Source organism: uncultured Rothia sp. (genome assembly GCF_963555405.1).
Lineage (GTDB): Bacteria > Actinomycetota > Actinomycetes > Actinomycetales > Micrococcaceae > Rothia.
On sequence record NZ_CAUVVO010000005.1, the window covers coordinates 121,603 to 141,855 of the forward strand.

Annotated in this window: 19 protein-coding genes and 2 tRNA genes; 6 read left to right on the forward strand and 15 right to left on the reverse strand. The window is 59.5% G+C overall.

Annotated features, from left to right (window positions below):
• The 4 genes from RWL87_RS05190 to RWL87_RS05205 form a co-directional block, all read right to left on the reverse strand.
• Positions 1-1,167 (reverse strand): thiamine pyrophosphate-dependent enzyme, encoded by a 1,167-nt coding sequence (locus RWL87_RS05190; protein ID WP_313969137.1) that lies wholly within the window; start codon positions 1,165-1,167, stop codon positions 1-3.
• A gap of 402 nt (positions 1,168-1,569) precedes the next feature.
• Positions 1,570-2,697, reverse strand: coding sequence for a histidinol-phosphate transaminase (locus RWL87_RS05195; RefSeq protein WP_313969138.1), 1,128 nt, complete (start codon positions 2,695-2,697; stop codon positions 1,570-1,572).
• Between the two features lie 238 nt (positions 2,698-2,935).
• Positions 2,936-5,389: an extensin gene (locus RWL87_RS05200; RefSeq protein WP_313969139.1), complete on the reverse strand. Its 2,454-nt coding sequence runs from the start codon at positions 5,387-5,389 to the stop codon at positions 2,936-2,938.
• Positions 5,390-5,403: 14 nt separating this feature from the next.
• Positions 5,404-5,997 carry an ABC transporter substrate-binding protein gene (locus RWL87_RS05205; protein WP_313969140.1) on the reverse strand — a complete coding sequence of 198 codons (594 nt, stop codon included), beginning with the start codon at positions 5,995-5,997 and terminating at the stop codon, positions 5,404-5,406.
• A gap of 251 nt (positions 5,998-6,248) precedes the next feature.
• Between RWL87_RS05205 and purB the strand changes: the two genes are divergently transcribed.
• On the forward strand, positions 6,249-7,682 hold the full coding sequence (purB, locus tag RWL87_RS05210; protein ID WP_313969141.1) for an adenylosuccinate lyase: 1,434 nt from the start codon (positions 6,249-6,251) through the stop codon (positions 7,680-7,682).
• 109 nt (positions 7,683-7,791) lie between these two features.
• On the opposite strand, the gene RWL87_RS05215 is transcribed toward purB, so the two are convergent.
• Entirely contained in the window at positions 7,792-8,673 is an 882-nt protein-coding gene (locus tag RWL87_RS05215) for a hypothetical protein (protein WP_049346152.1), read from the reverse strand.
• A gap of 271 nt (positions 8,674-8,944) precedes the next feature.
• Between RWL87_RS05215 and RWL87_RS05220 the strand changes: the two genes are divergently transcribed.
• Both RWL87_RS05220 and RWL87_RS05225 read left to right on the forward strand, forming a co-directional pair.
• Entirely contained in the window at positions 8,945-10,006 is a 1,062-nt protein-coding gene (locus RWL87_RS05220) for a DMT family transporter (protein WP_049353206.1), read from the forward strand.
• A 198-nt stretch (positions 10,007-10,204) separates the two neighbouring features.
• Entirely contained in the window at positions 10,205-11,179 is a 975-nt protein-coding gene (locus RWL87_RS05225; RefSeq protein ID WP_313969142.1) for an EamA family transporter, read from the forward strand.
• Between the two features lie 102 nt (positions 11,180-11,281).
• Here RWL87_RS05225 and RWL87_RS05230 read toward each other — a convergent pair whose 3' ends face one another.
• Complete coding sequence (locus RWL87_RS05230) at positions 11,282-12,070, reverse strand: fused MFS/spermidine synthase (protein WP_313969143.1); 789 nt, start codon at positions 12,068-12,070, stop codon at positions 11,282-11,284.
• On the reverse strand, positions 12,070-12,834 hold the full coding sequence (locus tag RWL87_RS05235; protein WP_313969144.1) for a thioredoxin domain-containing protein: 765 nt from the start codon (positions 12,832-12,834) through the stop codon (positions 12,070-12,072). Before RWL87_RS05235 ends, RWL87_RS05230 begins: the two co-directional genes overlap by 1 nt.
• 322 nt (positions 12,835-13,156) lie before the next feature.
• Between RWL87_RS05235 and RWL87_RS05240 the strand changes: the two genes are divergently transcribed.
• Together RWL87_RS05240 and RWL87_RS05245 are read left to right on the forward strand one after the other, a co-directional pair.
• A tRNA-Thr gene (locus RWL87_RS05240) sits at positions 13,157-13,231 on the forward strand.
• Between the two features lie 106 nt (positions 13,232-13,337).
• Positions 13,338-13,604, forward strand: coding sequence for a hypothetical protein (locus RWL87_RS05245; protein WP_313969145.1), 267 nt, complete (start codon positions 13,338-13,340; stop codon positions 13,602-13,604).
• Between the two features lie 112 nt (positions 13,605-13,716).
• On the opposite strand, the gene RWL87_RS05250 is transcribed toward RWL87_RS05245, so the two are convergent.
• The 3 genes from RWL87_RS05250 to RWL87_RS05260 form a co-directional block, all read right to left on the reverse strand.
• Complete coding sequence (locus tag RWL87_RS05250) at positions 13,717-14,592, reverse strand: CoA ester lyase (protein WP_070832166.1); 876 nt, start codon at positions 14,590-14,592, stop codon at positions 13,717-13,719.
• 218 nt (positions 14,593-14,810) lie between these two features.
• Entirely contained in the window at positions 14,811-15,350 is a 540-nt protein-coding gene (locus RWL87_RS05255) for a dehydrogenase (protein WP_313969146.1), read from the reverse strand.
• 232 nt (positions 15,351-15,582) lie between these two features.
• Entirely contained in the window at positions 15,583-16,593 is a 1,011-nt protein-coding gene (locus RWL87_RS05260; RefSeq protein WP_313969147.1) for an NAD(P)H-quinone oxidoreductase, read from the reverse strand.
• Positions 16,594-16,718: 125 nt separating this feature from the next.
• Between RWL87_RS05260 and RWL87_RS05265 the strand changes: the two genes are divergently transcribed.
• A tRNA-Ser gene (locus RWL87_RS05265) sits at positions 16,719-16,806 on the forward strand.
• Positions 16,807-16,908: 102 nt separating this feature from the next.
• On the opposite strand, the gene RWL87_RS05270 is transcribed toward RWL87_RS05265, so the two are convergent.
• The 5 genes from RWL87_RS05270 to RWL87_RS05290 form a co-directional block, all read right to left on the reverse strand.
• The gene (locus tag RWL87_RS05270; protein WP_313969148.1) at positions 16,909-17,349 is read right to left on the reverse strand and encodes a hypothetical protein; all 441 of its coding nucleotides are present in this window, start codon (positions 17,347-17,349) and stop codon (positions 16,909-16,911) included.
• An 82-nt stretch (positions 17,350-17,431) separates the two neighbouring features.
• Positions 17,432-17,875 (reverse strand): hypothetical protein, encoded by a 444-nt coding sequence (locus tag RWL87_RS05275; RefSeq protein ID WP_313969149.1) that lies wholly within the window; start codon positions 17,873-17,875, stop codon positions 17,432-17,434.
• 183 nt (positions 17,876-18,058) lie between these two features.
• Positions 18,059-18,685, reverse strand: a complete 627-nt coding sequence (locus RWL87_RS05280; protein ID WP_313969150.1) for a DUF4190 domain-containing protein — start codon at positions 18,683-18,685, stop codon at positions 18,059-18,061.
• A 203-nt stretch (positions 18,686-18,888) separates the two neighbouring features.
• Positions 18,889-19,389: a DUF4190 domain-containing protein gene (locus RWL87_RS05285; RefSeq protein WP_313969151.1), complete on the reverse strand. Its 501-nt coding sequence runs from the start codon at positions 19,387-19,389 to the stop codon at positions 18,889-18,891.
• 208 nt (positions 19,390-19,597) lie between these two features.
• Positions 19,598-19,945, reverse strand: coding sequence for a DUF4190 domain-containing protein (locus RWL87_RS05290; protein WP_311449506.1), 348 nt, complete (start codon positions 19,943-19,945; stop codon positions 19,598-19,600).
• Positions 19,946-20,253 lie beyond the last annotated feature (308 nt).

Here is a 20,253-nt window from a genome sequence, read left to right on the forward strand (position 1 = left end):
TTACTCCTCCTCAAAGCCTGCAATGTAGGTGCGGTAGAACTCGCGGTCGTCTTCCACCTGCTGGTGTTCCTGCGCGTAGACGCGGTCGAAGAAGTGCTCAAAGTCGGCAACTTCGGAGTTCAGCACTGCCTCACGCACACCGTCTGCGACCTGCTGAGCCGATTCTGCGACCTCTTCGAAGAAGGCGTCGTCAGCGTAACCGTTATCGCGCAGGTGCTTCTCGAGGCGGATCATGGGGTCGCGGTGCAGCGGGCCTTCAAGGTCGGCGTCGGTGCGGTACTTGGTGGGGTCGTCCGCGGTAGTGTGCGGGCCGAGGCGGTAGGTCTCAGCCTCAATCAGCACGGGGCCTTCGCCAGCGCGAATCTTCTCCATGGCGTAGCGGGTTGCGGCAAGCACGGCGAGGACGTCGTTGCCGTCCACGCGAATACCTTCGAAGCCGTAGCCTGCGGCGCGGGTGGACACCGGCACGCGGGACTGCACCTCAAAGGGCACGGAGATAGCCCAGCGGTTATTCTGCACGAAGAAAAGCACCGGCGCGTTGTAAGAAGCAGCGAAGACCATGGACTCGTGCGCGTCACCCTCGGTGGAGGAGCCGTCACCGAAGTAGACCGCCACGGCGGGCTTCTGGGTGTCTTCGGCGGGGTCGGTTGCCTGACCCTGACCGGTGGGGCGGGTGCCGGTTTCAGCCTCGATGTCGGCATCAAAGTTCAGGCCCATGGCGTAGCCGACGGCGTGCAGGGTCTGGGCTGCAAGCACCTTGGTGTAGGTGTGGAAGTTGTGCGCCTTCATGTCCCAGCCGTGGGTGGTGGAGCCGCGGAAGATGGTAATCAGGTCGCGGAAGTCCACGCCGCGCGCCAGGGCGACGGCGTGCTCACGGTAGGAGGGGAAGATGTAGTCGTTGGGCGCGTAGGCGAGTGCGGAGCCAATCTGTGCGGCCTCCTGGCCTCGGCTGGGCACCCAGAGGGCGAGCTGACCCTGGCGCTGCAGGGCGGTTGCCTCGTCGTCGAATCGGCGGGTGGTGTACATGAGGCGGTATGCCTCGCGCAGAGTGTCTGCGTTGACGTCTTCGATGTACCGGCTGTAGGTGGGGTGTTCGTGTACGGTGCCGTTTTCATCCATGAGCTGGATGCGTTCGGGCACTCCCGGGTACTTGTCGTTCTCGTGCATCTAACCTCCACACGTGACGAGGGCTTGGCCCTCAGCGGCCCGGGGTTTAGTCTCAACGTTCACCTGATGGTGCAGGGTTTGAGGTGTTCCGGCAGGCCTGTGAGGGTCTGGGCATATATAGTTACCAGTCTACTCTTTCCGGCTTTATCTCGTGGCAGTTACGCTGATAACGCAGTGTATTATGCCCTGTCATTCACTATTTGAACATCATTAAACTAAACCTCCTATATATTCTTTTTCTAGAATATATAGGAGGTTTAGTTTAGCCATTAAGCGCTTTTTCGAGCCACCATTTTTCCCACGCGAGAACCAATTGAAAAGCCCAAACGAACCTCGACAAGGGAAAATAGTACATTGTTCAATTAGGGTCGGGTGGCCACCCACTCCCCTTCACAAGAGGCTCTAGAGCCCCTTCGCGAAGACCTCGCAGAGCGAGAGGAAACGGTCGTTCGCCTCCACCTCACCGATGCTCACGCGCACGCCCTCGGTACCGAACGCGCGCACCGACAGCGCATGCTCGGCCATCAGCTGCACAAACTCGCCCGTGCGCTCTCCCAAAGGCAGCCACACAAAGTTCGCATAGGTGTTCGGGAACTCGTAACCCAGCTCGCGCAGGCGGGCAGTCACGCGCTCACGCTCAGACACCAGGTGGCTCACGCGCTGCATGACAACGTCCTCATGCTCGATGGAGGCGATAGCCGCCGCCTCCGCCAGCGCCGTCACCGCAAACGGGGTCGCCGCCACACGCAGGTGCTGCGTAATCTGCGGGTGCGAAATCGAGTAGCCCACACGCAGACCCGCCAAGCCCTGCGCCTTGGAGAAGGTGCGCAGAATAATGACGTTCTCGTAGTCGTGGTAGATGCCCAAGCCGTTCAGCGGGGCTTCTTCACCTTCCGGCACGGTGGAGGCGGCGCAGAACTCGAAGTACGCCTCATCAATCACCACGGGGATGTGTGCGGGTACCTTCGCCAGGAACGCGCGAATCTGGCTTTCGGTGACGGCGGGGCCGGTCGGGTTGTTGGGGGTGCAGACCAGAATCAGGCGGGTGCGGTCGGTGATAGCTGCCGCCATGGCGTCCAGGTCGTGCGATCCGTCGGGCAGGTTCGGCACCTGCACGCTGCGAGCGCCCATAATACCGACCAGAATCGGGTACGCCTCGAAGGAACGCCAGGCGTAGATGACTTCGTCCTGCACGCCGTCGGCGTTTATTCCTGCGAAAGTTTTAAGGATCTGGTTGAGCGCACCGAGGCTTCCGGCACCAGTGACGATGTCGTCGGCATCCACGCCCAGCCGTGCCGAAAGCTTCTGTCGCAGGGCGGTAGAGAGCGGGTCGGGGTAGCGGTGTACGGCCGCAAATTCTGCGAGGACGCGCGCGACCTCGGGTACGGGGCCCAGCGGGTTCTCGTTGGAGGAGAGCTTGTACTGGGTGAGGCCTTCGACGGGTGCCGGGGGCTTGCCTGCCGCGTAGCTGGGCAGGGTGTTGAAGACGGGGCGGACCGGGATGTTGGCGTGTTCTGCTGACTGGCTCATGGTTCCAGTATGTGCCTGCGGGCGGCTCGGAGGCTAACGCTTCTCACCTGGAGAGCAGACAGCGGTTGAGTAGGCAGTGATTCGAGCAGCCAGTAGATTCCTGCGGCGAGCGCTGAGCACAAAGAAGGAGGGGCGCCGCCGGGGTTGTTCCCAGCGGCGCCCCTTTTTCTCTTCTCTACTCTACTCGTCCCCTCCACCCTCCACCGAGCCGTCAAGATTGGTTCTTGAGGCTAGGCTTTTAGACCATCAGGGGTTCACGCTCCTCGAGGGGAGTCAGGTCCTCGGGAGGGCCTGGTGCGCGGAACCCGGGGTCGATGTTCTCGGGCGGAGTCGGTGCGAGGAATCCCGGGTCAATGCTCTTGGGCGGGAGCATGGGTGCGGGCTTCAGCCCCGGCAGAGTGGGGATGAGCGACTCACCGCCGTCGTAGTCTCCGCCCTGTCCGGATCCGAAGATTGGAGGATTCTTGAGCACAGATCCTGCACTAGGGAGCTGCAGCTGGTCGATGATTGGCTGAGTAACAGCCTTTTCGACGTGCGTATGCAGATCTGCAGGTTTGGGCAGAATATCCGGCGGGATCAGACCTGCAGGGGGTAGCTGCCCCTCTGCCTCGATTCGAGCGGGCATCTTGATGGGGGCAGGCTCCGGACGACTCAGGTCCCCGGGCATCTTGATGGGCGCAGGCTCCGGGCGGCTCAGGTCGCTCGGCATATTGATGGCGGGCGGCAGATGCTGCGGGTTGTATCCCTGCAGGAGGGGCACCTTGGACATCTGCGGCACAGGGGTTTCGGGCCATGCAGTCGGCGGGTCCTGAGGCTTCTCCGACGGAGTCGGCTCGGGGTGAGGAATCGTCTTCTGGGCACCCTCGATGACCGCGGGGATTTGCTTAGCAACCGCCCAGGCGGCTTCTCCAGCTTCTCGCTGAAGACCCTCTGCCTTCTGCTTGACGATTTCCATGCCCTGCTGGACGTCTGAGACGGTGTCTTCGACATTCTGCCGAGTACTTTCGATACCGGTCTGCACTGCACGCTTTGCTTGATGCAACCGCGCCTCTGCCTTCTCATCAGCCAGCTCAGCTATACCCAAGACACCAGGCCTGGTTCCTGAATCCCAGGCAGCGCGACCGTAGATTCCGATACGTCCGGCTGTTATGCTGCTTCGTACAGCAGGAGGCAGACCGTCCGGCAGGCTTGAGGCTGAGGTTACCTTCTGTTCCCCCAGCACATATTCTTTACCGTCCATTGCGGTGCGCATGCCGCCAGGCACCTTGCTACTATGCCCTTCACGCTGTAGGGCTTCGTCGTAATTTTCACCATGATGTTCAGGGTTATTGACGGTGATTACCGTATCGCGTTCATCAGGCTGCCACGTTCCCCCGAAAATTTGGGCAAAAGGGTTCACTGCTGAGTCAGGAACTGGGTCTCCGTCTCCTTCCACGTAGTCCACTCCAAAGTCACGACGTTTAGCCGGCAGACCTCGTAGCGGGGCGGCTTGAGCGTAGACACCCACAATGTTGATTTCTTTGGCGACTTCAGTACTATTCGCCATATTGTGGGCAATCATGCCTCCCTGGCTGAAACCCTCCAGGTACACACGAGCACCCTGAGGTGCTCCGGCATCACGCAGGGCTTGCAAAACCATCTGATAGGCGGGGTTCTCCAGAGTATCTTTGCCTAATGTTTCGCGTCCGATACCAACGATATCTATGATAGATCCGCCCCAGGAATCAAAGTTAGTACCCGGAATACTCACGACGTATAGAGCATGGGCTGGGTCACCTTCGTGTCCCGCTTCGTACATGACGGTGACGAGCACGGCACTGCGTTCAGCGGTCGAGGGGTTCTGTCGGGAACGCTCAAATTCCTGATCCTGCGCCTTAGCAGCCGCAAGAAGACGGTCCGAGCTGGCCCCCACAGAAAGCTGGTTTTTCTCGCCACGATGCGTAGCAATACCGTATTCATTGGCAGAAGCGGTCCGAATATTATGAGCCTTAGTGCCAAGATAAGTATCGATTCCAGATTTAATGATGCCGAATAGGCCACCTCCCAGTGCCTTTCGAACGAGTCCTCGCGGAATGCCAAACATGTCTGCAACGCGGTCAAATGCTCGCTGACGCGCAATCTCGGGGTTCCATTTGGCATCCATGTAGGCGGTGAAGCCGAAGAGAATACCCGCTACGAGAGGCGAATACGGCAGCGTCCGAGATGCCGAGAAGTACCCAAGCTCGGGAATGGTGAGCTTCAAGAGGTAGTTAGCTTCGCCGGGTTCTCCGGCGATGAGCCCGCGGAGGTGGTCTCGGGTGCTGCGTCCATCGGGTAGCTTGCCGTCCTTTGCGATGCCCATAGATTCGAACCAGCCTGCGACAATATTTTCGGTCTGCAGGTAGGAGCTGTGGGCGGCGCGGACGGCTGCTGCGGTGGCGCCGAACTTTAGCGCGCTTCCGCCGAGGTCTGTAGCGAGGCCAGCGCAGAGCCCAGCAGCCTGCTGGGCACGCCCGTTGATGCCAAGGAAGAGCCGGGTTTCGGCGGCAATACCGAGAACGGGCATGGTGCGGTCTGCGCAATTGCGGCTGACGGCGTCGAGCCCATCGGCGATGCCGGGCATTTCTTCAAGGGCGACGCTGATGGTGCCTGCGGTGGGCCCTGCAGAGTCGCTGAGGTCACCGATGGGTGCAACGGTGGGTCCGGTAAGCATGGTGTCTCCTGAGGTTAGTGGGTTCGGATGAGCGAGCTCAGCCCGTCAGGCAGGTTCACGTGCATAAGTGAATCGAGCGTTGACTGGGCTTTTTGCACGCCTGAGCGGGCGATGATTTCGCCGGGGTCAAGCTTTTCGAGGGCGTCCGCGACGCCGTCGGCGATTTTGCCGAGCAGGTTATCTACCGCGGAGGCGGCGGCTTTGATGGCTTGCGCTTTGGCGGTGAGGTCGTTGGCGAGTTCTTCACCGGCGGCGGCGATCATGGCGGCGGCGTCTTCGGCTTGTTCGGCTTGGTTGCGGACTTTTTCGCGGTGTTCTTCGAGTTGTCGCCGGTAGGCGCGTCCTGCTTCTGAGGTCCAGTGGTCGCCGTTGAGTTCGGTGGCGCGTTGGTGTGCGGTGCGGATTTCTTGGGCTTCGGTGCGCATCCTGTGGGAGAGTTCTGCGCCTTTAGCGCGGGCAAGTTCGGCGGCTGCCATGAGTTGCCCGGCGAGGGCGTGTCCGGCGGTGGTGCCGATGCCCATGTGTCCTGCTGCGCGGAGAACATCTGTTGGGTCGATGCGGGGCAGCTGGGGTGCGGATGGTGGTGCGGAGTCGACGATGGTGGTCATAGTGTGTCCTTTCGCGGCGGGTTTGTTTTAGGCTAAATCTGCCGCGGCGACCGTGCAGGTGGAATACGCCAGCCTGTGGATAACTCCGGTGTGTTTCGAAAAATTCGCACGTTTTGGGCCCTTCGGACCCCGTTTTTGCCCCCTCGGTGGCTTCCCGCAATGTCATATTTCTGCAACTAACGGGGCCGCCCATCACGTCCATCTGTTCTGACCGCCTCATTTTTTCGGCGAATTCATGCAAAAATAGAGTTATGTCTCACACCAATAACACCTTCTTGCCTTCTGGCCGTATTGATCTGGGCACCGGCGAACTCGCGCTGGGCCCCCTGGACGGACGCTACGCTTCCGTGACCGCACCCCTGACGAACTACCTTTCTGAGGCGGCGCTGAACCGCGACCGCATCCACGTTGAGGTTGAGTGGTTCATTTACCTGTGCGAGCACGAGGTGCTGCCGGGTCTGTCCCCGCTGAGCGAGGAGCAGAAGAAGGGCCTGCGCGCCATCGTGACCGATTTCAACGCTGATTCTGTGGCGGAGCTGGCTGAGATTGAGGCTGTCACCGTTCACGATGTGAAGGCGGTTGAGTACTACATTGGTCGCCGTCTGGAGGGCCTGGGTCTGGGCCACCTGGTGCCGCTGGTTCACTTCGGCTGCACCTCCGAAGACATTAACAACCTCTCCTACGCCCTGGGCATCAAGGATGCCGTGCAGAACGTGTGGATTCCCGCCGCGGAGGAGCTGATTGAGGTTCTGCTGAACCTGGCCGAGGAGGGCCGCGAGGTTCCCATGCTTTCGCGCACCCACGGTCAGCCCGCAACCCCGACCACCCTGGGCAAGGAGATGGGCGTGCTCGCCTACCGTCTGAAGCGCCAGGTCAAGCACGTGAAGGCGACCGAGTTCCTCGGCAAGATTAATGGTGCGACCGGTACTTACGCCGCGCACTACGCCTCGGTGCCGAGCACTGATTGGCAGAAGATTTCTCGTGGTTTTGTGGAGCACCTGGGTCTGACTTGGAACCCGCTGACCACTCAGATTGAGTCGCATGACTGGCAGGCTGAGCTGTACTCGGATATCGCTCATTTCAACCGCGTGTTGCACAACCTCTGCACCGATGTGTGGAGCTACATTTCGATTGGTTTCTTCCGTCAGATTCCGGTGGCTGGTGCGACCGGTTCGTCGACTATGCCGCACAAGGTGAACCCGATTCGCTTTGAGAATGCGGAGGCTAACCTGGAGCTCTCTAACGCTCTGCTGGATTCGCTGGGTTCGACCCTGGTGACTTCTCGTTGGCAGCGTGACCTGACTGACTCCTCGGCGCAGCGCAATATTGGTGTGGCGTTTGGTCACTCGGTGCTGGCTATCTCCAATGTGGTGAAGGGCCTTGAGCGTCTGGATATTGCGACCGAGGTTATTTCCGCTGATCTGGATGCGAACTGGGAGGTTCTGGCTGAGGCGATCCAGATGGTGATGCGCGCTGAGGCTATCGCAGGTGTTCCCGGCATGGAGAACCCGTATGAGCGTCTGAAGGAGCTGACTCGCGGTCACCGCGTGGATGCTGCTCGTCTGAAGGAGTTTGTGGCTACTCTGGGCCTCTCCCCCAAGGCTGAGGCGCGTCTGTCGGCTCTGACTCCGCACACCTATAACGGTATTGCGGCTCAGCTGCTGGACCATGCGAAGAACGCTTAGTCCGTAGCAAAGATATAAACAAAAGACCCCGGGTCCCTGCATTCAGGGATTCGGGGTCTTTAGCGTGTTGGGTCTTCGCTATGTTCCGGTTTTATGACCGGCGAGGATTTTAGCGGCCGAGCATGCGGTGGTGACCGGTTTCGGTGTCGTTGCCCTTGTCGCGGGTGAAGACCTTGCCTACAGCCTTACCTGCGTCCTTGACGCCCTTGAGCAGGGAGCCAGCCACGCCGGAGGAGCCGTCCGAACCTTCGCCGCCCTGTACGCGCGGTGCACGCGGGGTAATCATGAGCTCTGCGGGGAAGTAGGCGGGCGCGTCGCCGAAGGCTCGGCGGGTGTTGCGCACGACGTCCTTGCCGAGGGTCAGGTTCGCGCCACCGCCAACGACTGCGCCCACGCCGAAGGGCAGGGCACGGCCGAGCAGTGCACCGGTCTGGCGGGTGAGGAAGCGGCGGATGAACATGTTTCGGATGGTACGTTCGACGCTGAACATCTTGCCGCTGGAGGAGTTGCCGAGCAGCATGCCCCACTTGTTGGAGACACCGCCTGCCTTGCCGGTCTGCAGCAGCACGGTGTTCATGAGCTGGGAGCCTTCTTCGCCGAGCATGATTGCCATGACCATGGAGCGGGCGGTTTCGGGGTCGTGTACGTGCACGCCGTGCAGTTCTGCGACTGCCTGGGCGTAGAGTGCGGTGCGTTCGAGGTAGCCGCCGACTGCGAGCGCGGACAGGCTCATGGAGGTGACGGTGCCGACGCCGGGCACGAATGCGGATGCGCCGGTGACGCCGCCGATGGCGGTGATGTCACGCAGGTAGGTGCGGTCGAGGCGCTTGTGGATTTGTTCGGGGGTTTCGTCGGGGTGTGCTTCACGCAGTTTTTTGACGATGGACAGCGCGAGCGGTCGTTGCATGCGCAGTACGTTGTCGAGGGTGGTGGTCAGTGCGGGACGGGGGTTGCCGTCTTCATCGAATAGAGACTTCTTCGGGTCAAGCATGCTCTCAGTAAATCACGGCTTGGTGAATTTTTCCTGAATATGGGGCCTGTGGTGGGGTTTGGGGGGTGAAATTTCACCGAGGGCGTGGAGGTTTTTGATCGCTTGTTAGGGTGTTTTGGTCTTTATTTGCGCCCAATTTTAAAGCGCGTAAAATTGTCGTAGATTACACACTATTCATTGTTTGCATAGTGCGTGACCTGCTTCACGGAGATTCGGGTTGCGCCTGATGACAGATAGCGGCTAATACCTCTTCTGAATCCTAAGGAATACTATGACTTCTTCCACCCATACGCCCAATGCTGCGCGTTCTCCCCTGGCGACTCAGGGGCTGGGTGTTGCGTACGCGACCGGCGCGATTATTTCGGCGCAGTTCGGTGCGGCTCTTGCCAAGCAGCTCATGGGCGATTTGGGCCCCTGGGGCGTGGTCGCTCTGCGCCTGCTGACATCTTCTATCCTGCTGTGGGTGTTCTTCCGCCCGCAGATTCGTTCGTGGACCCGTCAGCAGTGGATGGCGGTCATTGTCCTCGGTGTCGCCCTGACCGGTGCGAATGCCTTCTTCTATGTGGCTATTGAGCAGGTTCCGCTAGCAATTGCGGTGGCTATTGAGTTTATGGGTCCGCTGGTGCTGGCGACGGTTATGTCGCGCCGTAAGCTGGACCTGGTGTGGATTGCTCTGTCATTTACGGGCATGGCGATTCTGACTGCTGAGTCCCAGGCGAAGCCTGAAGATTTCGCGTTGATGGGTGTGGTTTTCGCAATCCTGACCGCTATTTCTCGTGCCGCCTATATTCTGGCGACTGAGAAGGTTGGCGCTCTGATTCCGGGTATGGGCGGCATGGTCGTGGGTAACGTTGTCTCTACCCTGCTGGTTCTGCCGTTCCCGTTCCTGATAAGCGGCAATAACCTGTTGAAGGTCACCCAGGATGTGCACCTGCTGGCTATTGGCTGCCTGATGGGTCTGCTGGCTTCTGCCCTGCCGGCGCTGGGTGAGGTTTCTTCGCTGCGTCTGCTGCCCGCGCACATTTATAGCGTGGTGCTGTCCCTGGAGCCTGCGATTGCGGCGGCTGTGGGTATTGTGATGCTTGGTGAAGCTACCGGCCTGGTTCGTTGGGTTGCTATTGCTCTGCTGGTGGCGGCGAGTATCGGTATTTCGATTTCTCACGCTCGTGCGCAGAAGAAGGCGCAGGAGGACGGCACGCTGGAGGATGCGGACCATTACCTGCCGGGTGCGGTGGATGCGCACGCGGTGGATATTGCGCAGATGGCGACTAACTCTATTACGATTCCGTCGGCTGCGCAGATTAAGGCTGACCGTGAGGCGAAGGGCCTCTAATCTGCTGAACGGTAGCCGTATCAACGGTTTCTAGCACCCCCGGGTGACGAGTAGGATAGTATCTCGTGTTGCCCGGGGGTGCGCTCTTTAACTGCCTTTAACTGCGCTGGTCAGGTTCTTGCTCCCGCCCGAATCGATACGTCACCTGTACACCGTGAGAGATGCACCGCCTCCTTGTGAGGCGCAGGAAGGAGAATCATGCCGCATACTTCATCTCAACGCCCCGCGCTGGGCATTATGTTTGTGCTGATATCCTGCTCGTCGTTGCAGTTCGGTGCCGCGTTCGCGGTGACGCTCTTCCCGCTGTTTGGTGCTCTAGCTATTAGCGTCAGCCGCCTGGCGATTGCTTCCATAGTGGTGGGTAGCGCCGTGTGGTTGGCGGCGCGTTGGCGTACCCGCCGCGGCGGCGAAATGCCGCCGGGTGCGCTGTCTTGGTCGAAGGAGCAGTGGCGTGCCGTCATCATTTTCGGTATGACTTTCGGTCTGATGAACGGCTTCTTCTATTGCGCGATTGACCACATCCCGATTGGTTTGGCGGTTGCGGTGGAGTTCTTGGGCCCGCTGGCGTTGGCGTCCATGCTGACGCGCAGGCTCCGCGACGCGGTATGGGTGCTTTGCGCCCTGGCGGGCATGCTGGTGCTCGGCTATGAGGCGGCGGTCGGCAAGGATACCGACTACCTGGGTCTGACGTTCGCGCTGATTGCTGGCGTGTTCTGGGCGCTGTATATTCGCTCCAGCGCGAAGGTGGGTGCGCTGGTTCCGGGTGCAAGCGGCCTGGCGGTTGCGATGCTGGTCGGTGCCGCGTTTATTGCCCCGGTGGCGGCGATTGTTCCGGCACCTCAGCCGCTGTGGAATGCGGCGCAGGATCCGGTGCTACTCCTCATGATTTTTGGTACCGCGATGTTCGCTTCGGTGATTCCCTACAGCGCGGAGCTGATGGCTCTGCGTAACCTGCCGCAGCAGGTGTTTAGCGTGTTGATGAGCATGGAGCCCGCCATTGCGGCGATTGCCGGTTGGGCGCTGCTGAACCAGGAGACGGGCCCGGTTCGTTGGCTGGCAATCTGCCTGCTGATGACCGCGAGTGTGGGTATCACGCTGACCACCACGCAGGGCGGTTCCCCCAAGCCGAAGGATGAGGGCGAGGAGCCCGTCCCCGTGCCGCTACCCGAATAAAACCAAGATTCTGCCGGCGCGCGGCATAGAGAAAACCCATATACAAAACCGTTGAGGCGAGTACCAACCAGGTACCCGCCTCAACGGTTTTATGTTTCAGTTTTAGCTCTCAGCCAGCTCGTCCAGCAGGTCGCGCAGCTCTTCGCTGGTGAGCACCTCCGCCGGATGCGGGCCCATCGCGTACAGCCGGTCCTGGGTGTCCTCGTCCAGCTCGCGGGAGGTACCAACCAGCACGAGGTTGCCTTCGTTCTGCCCGCTGAGCATCGAGCTCTCACACAGGCACCACACGTGGTCGAAGACTTCCAGCATGGCTGCCGCCTGCAGCTGGAAGAAGGGCAGACCCGCGTCATCGCCCACGTTGACCGCGACCATGCCGCGCTCGCTCAAGGCGTCCCTGAGCTCGCGGTAGAAGTCGCGATTCGCCAGGTGCGCGGGTGCGTCCATGCCGGTGAAGATGTCGAGGATGATCGCATCGAAGCCGGGCACGCCCAGCAGTTCGGGCAGGTTCGCCAGCTGTTCGCGGGCATCACCCACCACCAGCTGACAGTCGGTGCCAGCGGGTAGCGGCAGGCGGTCCGTCACGAAGCCCATGAGCTCGGGTTCAATATCCACGGCAACCTGGCGGGAGCCGGGGCGGGTCGCCTGAATATAGCGCACGAGGGTCAACGCACCGGCACCCAGGTGCGCAGCGGTGATGGGTTCACCGGCGGGCGCGAGCGCATCCACCGTGTTTGCGATGCGGCGCAGGTACTCGTAGAACACGTAGCCGGGGTCCGCAATATCCACGTGGGACTGCTCGGCACCCCCAATTTCGAGAACGTAGCCGTGGTCGCTGAACCCGTCGGGGTGGATTTCGGCGCGCTGGCCGCCGGAGAGCTGAATGTGCGCCACTACTTCACGCCAGCTTCACGCTTGAAGGTGCTGACCAAATCATCCACCGAGGAGGAGGAATCCAGACCCTCAACGACCTTGTCGTTCACGACGAAGGTGGGGGTGCCCTTCACGCCAATCTTCACGGCGTGATCGTAGTCGCGCTGGATGGGCTTGACGGTATCGGAGGCGAGCAAAACCTTGTCGAATTCTTCGGTGTTCAGGCCCAGTTCCTTGGCGTAGTCGTTGAAGAGGGTGCGCAGCTTGTCGCGTTCGCTGATGCCCTTCCAGTCGTTCTGGGTGGCGAAGAGCTTGTTCGCCATTTCGAGGTGCTTGCCCTGCGCCTCGGCGGCTTCCACGGCGAGTGCGGCGGGTACGGCGTTGACGTGCATGTTCAGCGGCATGTGGCGTACGGTCACGTTCAGCACGCCGTCGAGCTTCTTGGCGGCTTCTTCGAACTTGGGTTCTGCCTTGGCGCAGTAGGGGCACTGGTAGTCGGTGTACAGGGTTGCGGTACCTGCGCCGGGTACTTCACGGTTGAGGCGGAAGCCAACGTAGCCGTCATCGGCGGTCGCGGAAGCAGTAGCCGAGCCCGAGGGGTTAGCGGACGCCGAAGCACTTGCCGAGGGAGCGGCGGTGCTTGCCGAACCACTTGCCGAGGCGCTCGCAGATGCCGATGCGGTCGAAGATGACTGGGAGGAGCTGGAACCGCATGCGCTCAGTCCCAGGGCGGCGGCGGGTACTACGCCCAGCAGAAGGGTGCGGCGGTTGAGGGGTGAAGTCATGGTGGTTCCTCTCTCTATGGGTGGCGGGCTGGTCTGTGGTTGATACATCTGTGGTTGATGTGCCAGTGGTTGTTGGGCGCGGTGAGGCGCTGTCAGCCGCCATGGGTATAGGGTTTATTGTATGCCTCTGCCCTGAACATTCCCTATCTGCGGGCGGGTTTGCGGGGTGAATGCAGTGCACGCCATAGGGACCCAGCCACCTGCTTGAACCTGTGGTCGCGGTGCTGAAAGTAATTAGCCTCTCCCCCGCCTTTTTGGTACTATTGCGGGGTATGCACTGTTCGCCGGCTGCTTTCGGGCAGTTGGGAACGGCAGCATATGTGCCTCTATAGCTCAGGGGTAGAGCATTTCCCTCGTAAAGAAAAGGTCGTGGGTTCGAATCCCACTGGGGGCTCCACATCCGCCGTAACGCGTGCCGGTTTCCGGTGTGTTGCGGCGGTTTTTAGCATCTGCGAGATGTCATTGTCTTGAGAGATGTCACCGTCGATTTTTAGGAGATTCTCGTGTCTTCTCACTCCTCAAATACTCAGCGTTTGCAGAACCGCTCGCAGGCTGGTCGTGCCGCTGCGGGTTCTTCGCGTCCGATGAGCGCCACGATGCGTTTTGCGCTGGTGTACGTGCTGGCGTTGGTGATTTCCCTGGCGGTGTGGTTCTTCTACCGTTCCGTGTATGAGGATGACACCTCGTTCCTGGTGCCGATTGTGATTTCTTTGGTGACTTCGTATGTGTGTGCTCATGCGTTGACGGGCGGTAAGTCGCCCCGTAACTAGCAGCTAAGTTGTAGCGCGCCAGAGGTTTTAGAGCATATAAAAGCCGCGCATCCGGTTCCCCATTCGGGGTTCGGATGCGCGGCTTTTTACGCGTGTACTTTAGACCAGCGCTTTACTTGGATGCGCGCTGGAAGTCGCTGTCGGTCTTGCCCCACAGGCCGTAAACCTTGGCGAGTTCCTTGACCTTCTTTGCACGCAGGTAGCGCGGCAGGTAGGAGCCGTCGCGGGGGCCGTCGAGGGGCACGTCGAGCATCTGGTGTGCTTCTTCGATTTCAATCTCACTCGGGGAGAATGCCGCGTTGATGGTCTCGGTCTGGCGGATGTCGAGGGTGATCTTGCCGGTCATGCCGTGGTCGTTTGCGAAGCCGCATGCCTTGGAGAGGTCAGCGCCGTATGCGCCGAGGGTCGGGCCGTCGATGGGGCCGGGCAGACCACCGAGGGTGGAAGCGATGACCAGCTGCGAACGCACGTAGGCGAGCGCCATGGGGGTTGCGGAGGAGCCGGTGTCGCGGCGGTAGTCGCCTGCGCCGAATGCGAGGCGGAAGGTACCAATCGCGCGGGCAATTTCGACGGAGTGGTGCACGCCAAGTGCGGACTCAATCAGCGCGATGATGGGGGTACCGGCGGGCAGTTCGGCTGCGGTGCGGTCGATGTCGGTGGCGTGCTCTGCGGTGGCGAGCATGACGCCGCGCAGGCCCTTGACGTTCTTGAGAGCCTTGACGTCCTTCCACCAGTGTTCGGTGGTGATGGCGTTGATTCGCACCCATGCGACGACGCCGGAGTTGAGCATGCGGACGACCTGTTCGCGGGCTGCATCCTTCTCTTCGGGCGGGCAACCGTCTTCGAGGTCGATGATGATGGAGTCAGCTTCAGATTCGAAGGCCTCTTCAAAAACTTCTTCAGTGGAGTTGGCGCGCACGAGGAGCCAGGAACGAGAGAGGCTGGGGCGCAGCTGGCGTGCGCGCTCGTTGCGGTGGAATTCAAACATGGTGTGTGACTTCTTCCGTGAATTATTGTGCATTGGGTTGTGCCGTAGAGGGGCAGGAAAAAGCCTGCGGTTCTTCCGCGCGTACCATCGCATTGTGTCGTCACCTCCATTGTGACGGAACCGCATAAGAAGTGTCCTACACCTCTTCTTTAAGCGTATCGCCTGTTGGGGTGCACATCAAACTAACCCGCCTGTTGACCGGTATTTAGGCTCCTGTGTTATGCCTCAACCAGCTGGGTGCGGCCTACGGGGATTCCGTCGTCGAAGGTCAGCTCGCCGGCGGCTTCCTTCTGGGCGCGCTGGATGAGGCGTTCGGCTTCCTCAATGTGCTGGATGACGGTTTCCACGCGACGGTGCACGCTCACCTGGCGGTCGCATCCGGTGGCACAGTTGCCGAAGCAGCGTGCCATGGCGAGCGCTTCGGCGCAGAGTGCCACGGCGTTACCCGCTTTGGAGAGGGCACGGTTCAGGTCGGAGTAGGTGCCGAACGGGGAGGCGGGAATATCGCCGTCACTGGGGGCGAGGCGGTGTGCTTCCATGACGACCGCACGCACGCGCGGAATCAGGTCGGCGAGCGCGTTTGCGTCCGGCACGATGAGCTCAATCATGGAGGTGGACGAATCGGTTGCCGCTAGGCGTTCGAGGACCTGGTGGAAGCGGTCAATGCCGCGAATAAACCGGTCGTGGGATCGGCGCCAGATGCCTTTGCCGAGTTCGGCGTCGTCGCGGCGCGATTGCAGGTAGCTTTTAAGTCCCATATGCCCTCCTCTGCGTGGTGTGTGTGCCGTGTTTGTTGATCGGTGGAGGCTGCCGGTGATGGGCTCTGCGGCGACCCGCAAACCTCCCTATGCTTAGGTTACCCTAAATTTCTTTTAGTGACGAGATGTCAGCAGTCAGCTGTTTATTTCAAGCCCAGATTCTCATTACGCCGCTCACGCAACACTCCCCGCGGCGCCAGCCTAAAAAGGCACCGCGGGGGCACAGCGATTTCTAGACCATGCGCAGCACAATCTTGCCACGATGCTGACCCGAGTCGAAGTACTCGTGGGCGGCAGCCGCCTCCTCCATGTCGAAGATACGGTCCAGACCCACACCAATCCTGCCGGATTCGATGAGCGGCAGCACGTGTTCGCGTACACCGCGCAGAATCTCAGCCTTCTGCTGATCCGAACGGGTGCGCAGGCTCGTGGCGTGCACCGACAGGCGGCGGGAGAGCATATACCCCAGGTTCACTTCTGCTTTGGCGCCGCCCATGAGGCCGATAATGCACAGGTGCCCGCCGTCGGCGAGGGTGTGCAGGTTGTCGTCCAGGTACTTTCCGCCCACGACGTCGAGGATGTAGTCGGCGCCGCGTCCGCCAGTTTCAGCCAGCAGAACTTCACGGAACGAATGTTCGGTATAAATAATGGGTTCCGCACCTAGTGAGCGCACATATTCTGCTTTTTCCTCGGTTCCCACGGTTGCAAACACGCGGGTACCTACGGCGAGCGCCAGCTGGATGGCGTGCACACCGATACCGCCGGTACCGCCGTGAATGAGCACCACCGCGGGTTCGCCGTCTTCCTTGAGGTTTTCGGCGGGGTTCATGCTCATGCCGCAGGTGAGCACTAGGTTCGAGTAGACGGTTGCCGCGACTTCGGGAATACCGGCGGCTTCGGCGAAGCTCAGCTGTTCGGGTACGGGTAGCACGTGGTCGACCGGTACGGTCACGTAGTCGGCGTAGCCGCCTCCAGGCAGGAGCGCCATGACGGGGGTGCCGCGGTTCTCCACGGAGGCGCCTTCACCGACCGCTTCGATAACGCCGGCTACTTCGAGGCCGTAGATGGCGCTCGCGCCGGCGGGCGGCGGGTAGAATCCGCGGCGCTGCAGGGCGTCGGCGCGGTTGATTCCGGCAGCGTGAACACGGATGAGAACTTCGTGGGATCGGGGTACGGGGGCGGGGACTTCGCTGATTGTCAGAGCCTCAGGTCCACCGTGACTGTTCTCAATAATTGCTCTCATGAGTCCTCCTCATTGCCGGAAGCACCATCGTTGGTGCGCGATTTACAGAAAGCTTATCGCATGAGATAATCTCGTAGTGCCCTGCGGCACGGTATTGCCATAAAATGCCGGTCTCTGGTGCGTATGGATGGTTGTCCGAGCGGCCGAAGGAGCTGGTCTTGAAAACCAGTAGGCGGTAACCCCGTCTCAAGGGTTCAAATCCCTTACCATCCGCGTTTTAGCTTCTGCTCCACGTGTGGAGCGCAAAGAGCCCCGTTCCTCGTATTGAGGAACGGGGCTCTTCGCATATGCCGTTTCGAGTTACCGGGAGCATCGTTAGTGGATGTGTGACAAGGCGTTCAGAATCAATAAGATGAGGACGGTGATAGCAATGACAATGCCGATTCCTATCCCACTAAGGATTAGACCTCCGAAGGCGTGCTTGCCGTACCGGTGTGCCACGAACGCCTGCCAGATGCCTAAGATGCTCAGTAATGGGGCAACGATAGCCAGGACTATACCATTTTCAAGCTCCTTGGCAAACAACCAAATCCCCAGGAAGAGAAACAGCAGACCCAGGGCACCGAAAAGGAGGGACAAGTTCACCGCCTTTTTACCGGCTTGTGCCCTCCGCACGTCGGGAGGTAGCTCGCTTTCATGTAGCGACCAGTCGTCCGTATCGTCGACCTCGGGCTGCTCGCTGTCATCTTCCTGGTAGAGCTTGGTGTATTCGGGGTTGTCATCGAAATCTTCGTTGTTTTGGGGTAGCTGCGACATCGCATCCACAACCTTTCAATACCGGGTGTTACGTGTCTAGCGACTCGGGAGAGCATCTGAGCTCACCATCGAGCCAGCGTCATTAGTTGATGCCTGACAAGGCGTTCACAATCAGCATGATGAAGGCGGCGATACCAATGAAAATGCATAGCCCCAGCCCGTTGAGAATCAGGCCACCGCTGGCACGCGTACCGCGCCGCCTTGCTGTGAATCCCTGCCAGATACCCAGGATGTTCAGGATTGGGGCAAGGAGAGCTATCTGCAGAGCAGTTTCTTCAAGACCTTTGACAAGAGACCAGCACCCTAGAAAGAAAAACAGCGGGCTGAGGAAAGCAAACAGTAGGGAGAGGTTCGCTGCTCTTTTACCCGCCGTTTGATCTGAGAACTCACCCGGAGACTCATTTGCGGGTAGTAGCTGTTCATCAGAAGTATCCGGGCTAGACTGCTCGTTGCCCTCTTCCTGGTATAGCCTGGCGTATTCGGGGTTGTAATCGAAGGCTTCGTTGTTTTGGGGTAGCTGCGACATCGCATCCACAACCTTTCACATTCCACACGCGAGGGGTGTTAACTTCACCCTAGACCTTCCCCCGCCGGGGGAACAAGCATGTCGAGCCGAATCCACCAAACATACGGCATATACACAGCAAAGCCCCGATCCTTGCGTTGAGGAACGGGGCTTATGCGTACCCTCCAGTGAGGGTGAAAGTGTTTAGAAAAGTGCCAGTATCTGTACAGTCTCCACGAGCCTAGAATTTGCGGCAGAATCCGAAAGAGCCAGCATAATCGCCAGCAGCATACCGCCACCGAAAAGCACCAAGAACATGCCACCAATGGCTACGCCAATCCAGTTCATAATGCGACCAGCCGAAGCAGCCGCGCCATAGCGCTCCGCCTCATTCGCCTTGAAGATACCGATAACACCCAGAATCAGGGAGGGCAGACCAAACAGCCACCAGCTGAGAGTCAGAATACAAGCCAAGCTGATAATACCCAGCACCGTGGAAGTCTGAGCAGCCTTCTCACCGGCAAGCTGTTCGGGAGTCTTCTGAATGATACCCACGGGAATCATCATGGGCTGACCGTACTGGTACTGCTGCTGGTACTGCTGACCGTACGGGTCGTACTGATTCTGACCGTACGGGTCTTGCCCATACGAATTCTGACCGTACTGGTCGTAAGAATACTGATCATAAGAGCCCTGGCCGTACTGACCGTAAGACCCCTGGCCGTACTGTCCGTACTGGGTATTCTGCCCATACTGACCGTACTGCTCGTTCAGACGGTTGTAGTCCGGGTTGTAGTCGTAGGGGTCTGAGCCCCGAGGAGTCTGAGACACGGCATCTCACTTTCGTACGGCTGGTGTGTGTTAAACAGTATTCACCCTAACCTATCACCGAAACGGGTACAACTACATCTGTCATTCAAACCCGCACAACACGTTTCAAGAGGGTGGTGGAGTGCCAGCTGGTTATGCAAAAACCCCGCCCCTCAACGCGAGGAACGGGGCTTTTACGCACCCTCTGGGAGGGGCGGGAGCTCTTAGAAGAGTGCCAGGGTGCTGACCAGCTCAGCGAAGTGGCTGGAAGACGAGCTGCTTGCAGCACCCGCAATCAGTAGCATCAGCAGACCGCCGCCAAGGAAAAGCAGGTACAGGCCACCAATAACTGCGTTAATCCAGCTCATGATGCGACCAGCCGAAGCAGCCGCGCCGTAGCGCTCCGCCTCATTCGCCTTGAAGATACCGATAACACCCAGGATCAGGGAGGGCAGACCGAACAACCACCAGCTGACGAAGAAGTTGCAGACCAGGCCGATAATGCCCAGCACCATGGAGGTCTGAGCAGCCTTCTCACCCGCAAGCTGCTCGGGGGTCTTCTGAACGATACCGACGGGCACCATCATGGGCTGACCGTACTGGCCGGGCTGCTGGTACTGCTGCTGGCCATACTGACCGGGCTGGTTCTGGCCGTTCTGCTCGTTCAGGTTGCTGTACTCCGGGTTGTAGTCGTAGGAGTTAGAGTCCTGCGGGTTCTGAGACATGCGGTCCCTCTTTCATGTGAATGGTGTGCATTAAACATTACTCACCCTAACTCATCACTGAGGCGCATACAACTGAACTCGTCATTTGGATATATACGATGCACTCCGTTGTAGAGGAAGATCATTAAACGGGCGCGAAAAAGCCCGCGTGCGCACGGGCGCTCGCGGGCTTTCTCAAATCATGAGGCTACTGCAGGTAGCTTCAATCTTAGTACTTTACAAAAATCTTCAGAGCGACCAGCAAAATAATACTGACGACACCCAGAACAGTACCGGCAATAGCCATACCGCGGTTCTTCAGCTCGGGGTTATTCATAGCCAGGCGGCCGGTCACAATAGCTACAGCCCCAAGGATGAAACCGAGGACAAAGAAGCTCACAATACCGCTCACCAGAGAGACAATCGACAGGGTCTTTGCCTTCTTCGCCTGAGCCTGCTGCTCAGGGGTCTGAACGGGCACACCGTAAGGAGCCTGCTGACCATACTGGGGTGCCTGCTGGCTAAACTGGGGGTCCTGGTTGAACTGGGGCTGGGGGTTGTTGGGGTTTTCAGACATGATTTCTCATTTCGTTGAGTAAATAAGACAACTCTGGCAACGTTGCATGAAAAAATCACACGCCAGAGACGCCCTCTATTTATCGGTGGGACAGTAGCAGTCTATCGAAAATGCATATGAGCCTCAAAGCCTACAATCCATAGTCCACCCTATAGAGCAATACACACTCAGAGATATCCCCCGAAGCATGGGTCGAATTGACCAAGCGCAAAACAGCCTATATTCTTATAGGGATGCGCTCACGAGCGCACCGTGGAGACGTGCCAGAGCGGCCGAATGGACTTCACTGCTAATGAAGGGTCGGGGTT

What these genes read in the sequence shown, in the direction of transcription:
- RWL87_RS05190 (WP_313969137.1), bottom strand. Translation starts at nt 1,167, where the DNA reads ATGCACGAGAACGACAAGTACCCGGGAGTGCCCGAACGCATCCAGCTC.
- RWL87_RS05195 (WP_313969138.1), bottom strand. Translation starts at nt 2,697, where the DNA reads ATGAGCCAGTCAGCAGAACACGCCAACATCCCGGTCCGCCCCGTCTTC.
- RWL87_RS05200 (WP_313969139.1), bottom strand. Translation starts at nt 5,389, where the DNA reads ATGCTTACCGGACCCACCGTTGCACCCATCGGTGACCTCAGCGACTCT.
- RWL87_RS05205 (WP_313969140.1), bottom strand. Translation starts at nt 5,997, where the DNA reads ATGACCACCATCGTCGACTCCGCACCACCATCCGCACCCCAGCTGCCC.
- purB (WP_313969141.1), top strand. Translation starts at nt 6,249, where the DNA reads ATGTCTCACACCAATAACACCTTCTTGCCTTCTGGCCGTATTGATCTG.
- RWL87_RS05215 (WP_049346152.1), bottom strand. Translation starts at nt 8,673, where the DNA reads ATGCTTGACCCGAAGAAGTCTCTATTCGATGAAGACGGCAACCCCCGT.
- RWL87_RS05220 (WP_049353206.1), top strand. Translation starts at nt 8,945, where the DNA reads ATGACTTCTTCCACCCATACGCCCAATGCTGCGCGTTCTCCCCTGGCG.
- RWL87_RS05225 (WP_313969142.1), top strand. Translation starts at nt 10,205, where the DNA reads ATGCCGCATACTTCATCTCAACGCCCCGCGCTGGGCATTATGTTTGTG.
- RWL87_RS05235 (WP_313969144.1), bottom strand. Translation starts at nt 12,834, where the DNA reads ATGACTTCACCCCTCAACCGCCGCACCCTTCTGCTGGGCGTAGTACCC.
- RWL87_RS05250 (WP_070832166.1), bottom strand. Translation starts at nt 14,592, where the DNA reads ATGTTTGAATTCCACCGCAACGAGCGCGCACGCCAGCTGCGCCCCAGC.
- RWL87_RS05255 (WP_313969146.1), bottom strand. Translation starts at nt 15,350, where the DNA reads ATGGGACTTAAAAGCTACCTGCAATCGCGCCGCGACGACGCCGAACTC.
- RWL87_RS05260 (WP_313969147.1), bottom strand. Translation starts at nt 16,593, where the DNA reads ATGAGAGCAATTATTGAGAACAGTCACGGTGGACCTGAGGCTCTGACA.
- RWL87_RS05270 (WP_313969148.1), bottom strand. Translation starts at nt 17,349, where the DNA reads ATGTCGCAGCTACCCCAAAACAACGAAGATTTCGATGACAACCCCGAA.
- RWL87_RS05275 (WP_313969149.1), bottom strand. Translation starts at nt 17,875, where the DNA reads ATGTCGCAGCTACCCCAAAACAACGAAGCCTTCGATTACAACCCCGAA.
- RWL87_RS05285 (WP_313969151.1), bottom strand. Translation starts at nt 19,389, where the DNA reads ATGTCTCAGAACCCGCAGGACTCTAACTCCTACGACTACAACCCGGAG.
- RWL87_RS05290 (WP_311449506.1), bottom strand. Translation starts at nt 19,945, where the DNA reads ATGTCTGAAAACCCCAACAACCCCCAGCCCCAGTTCAACCAGGACCCC.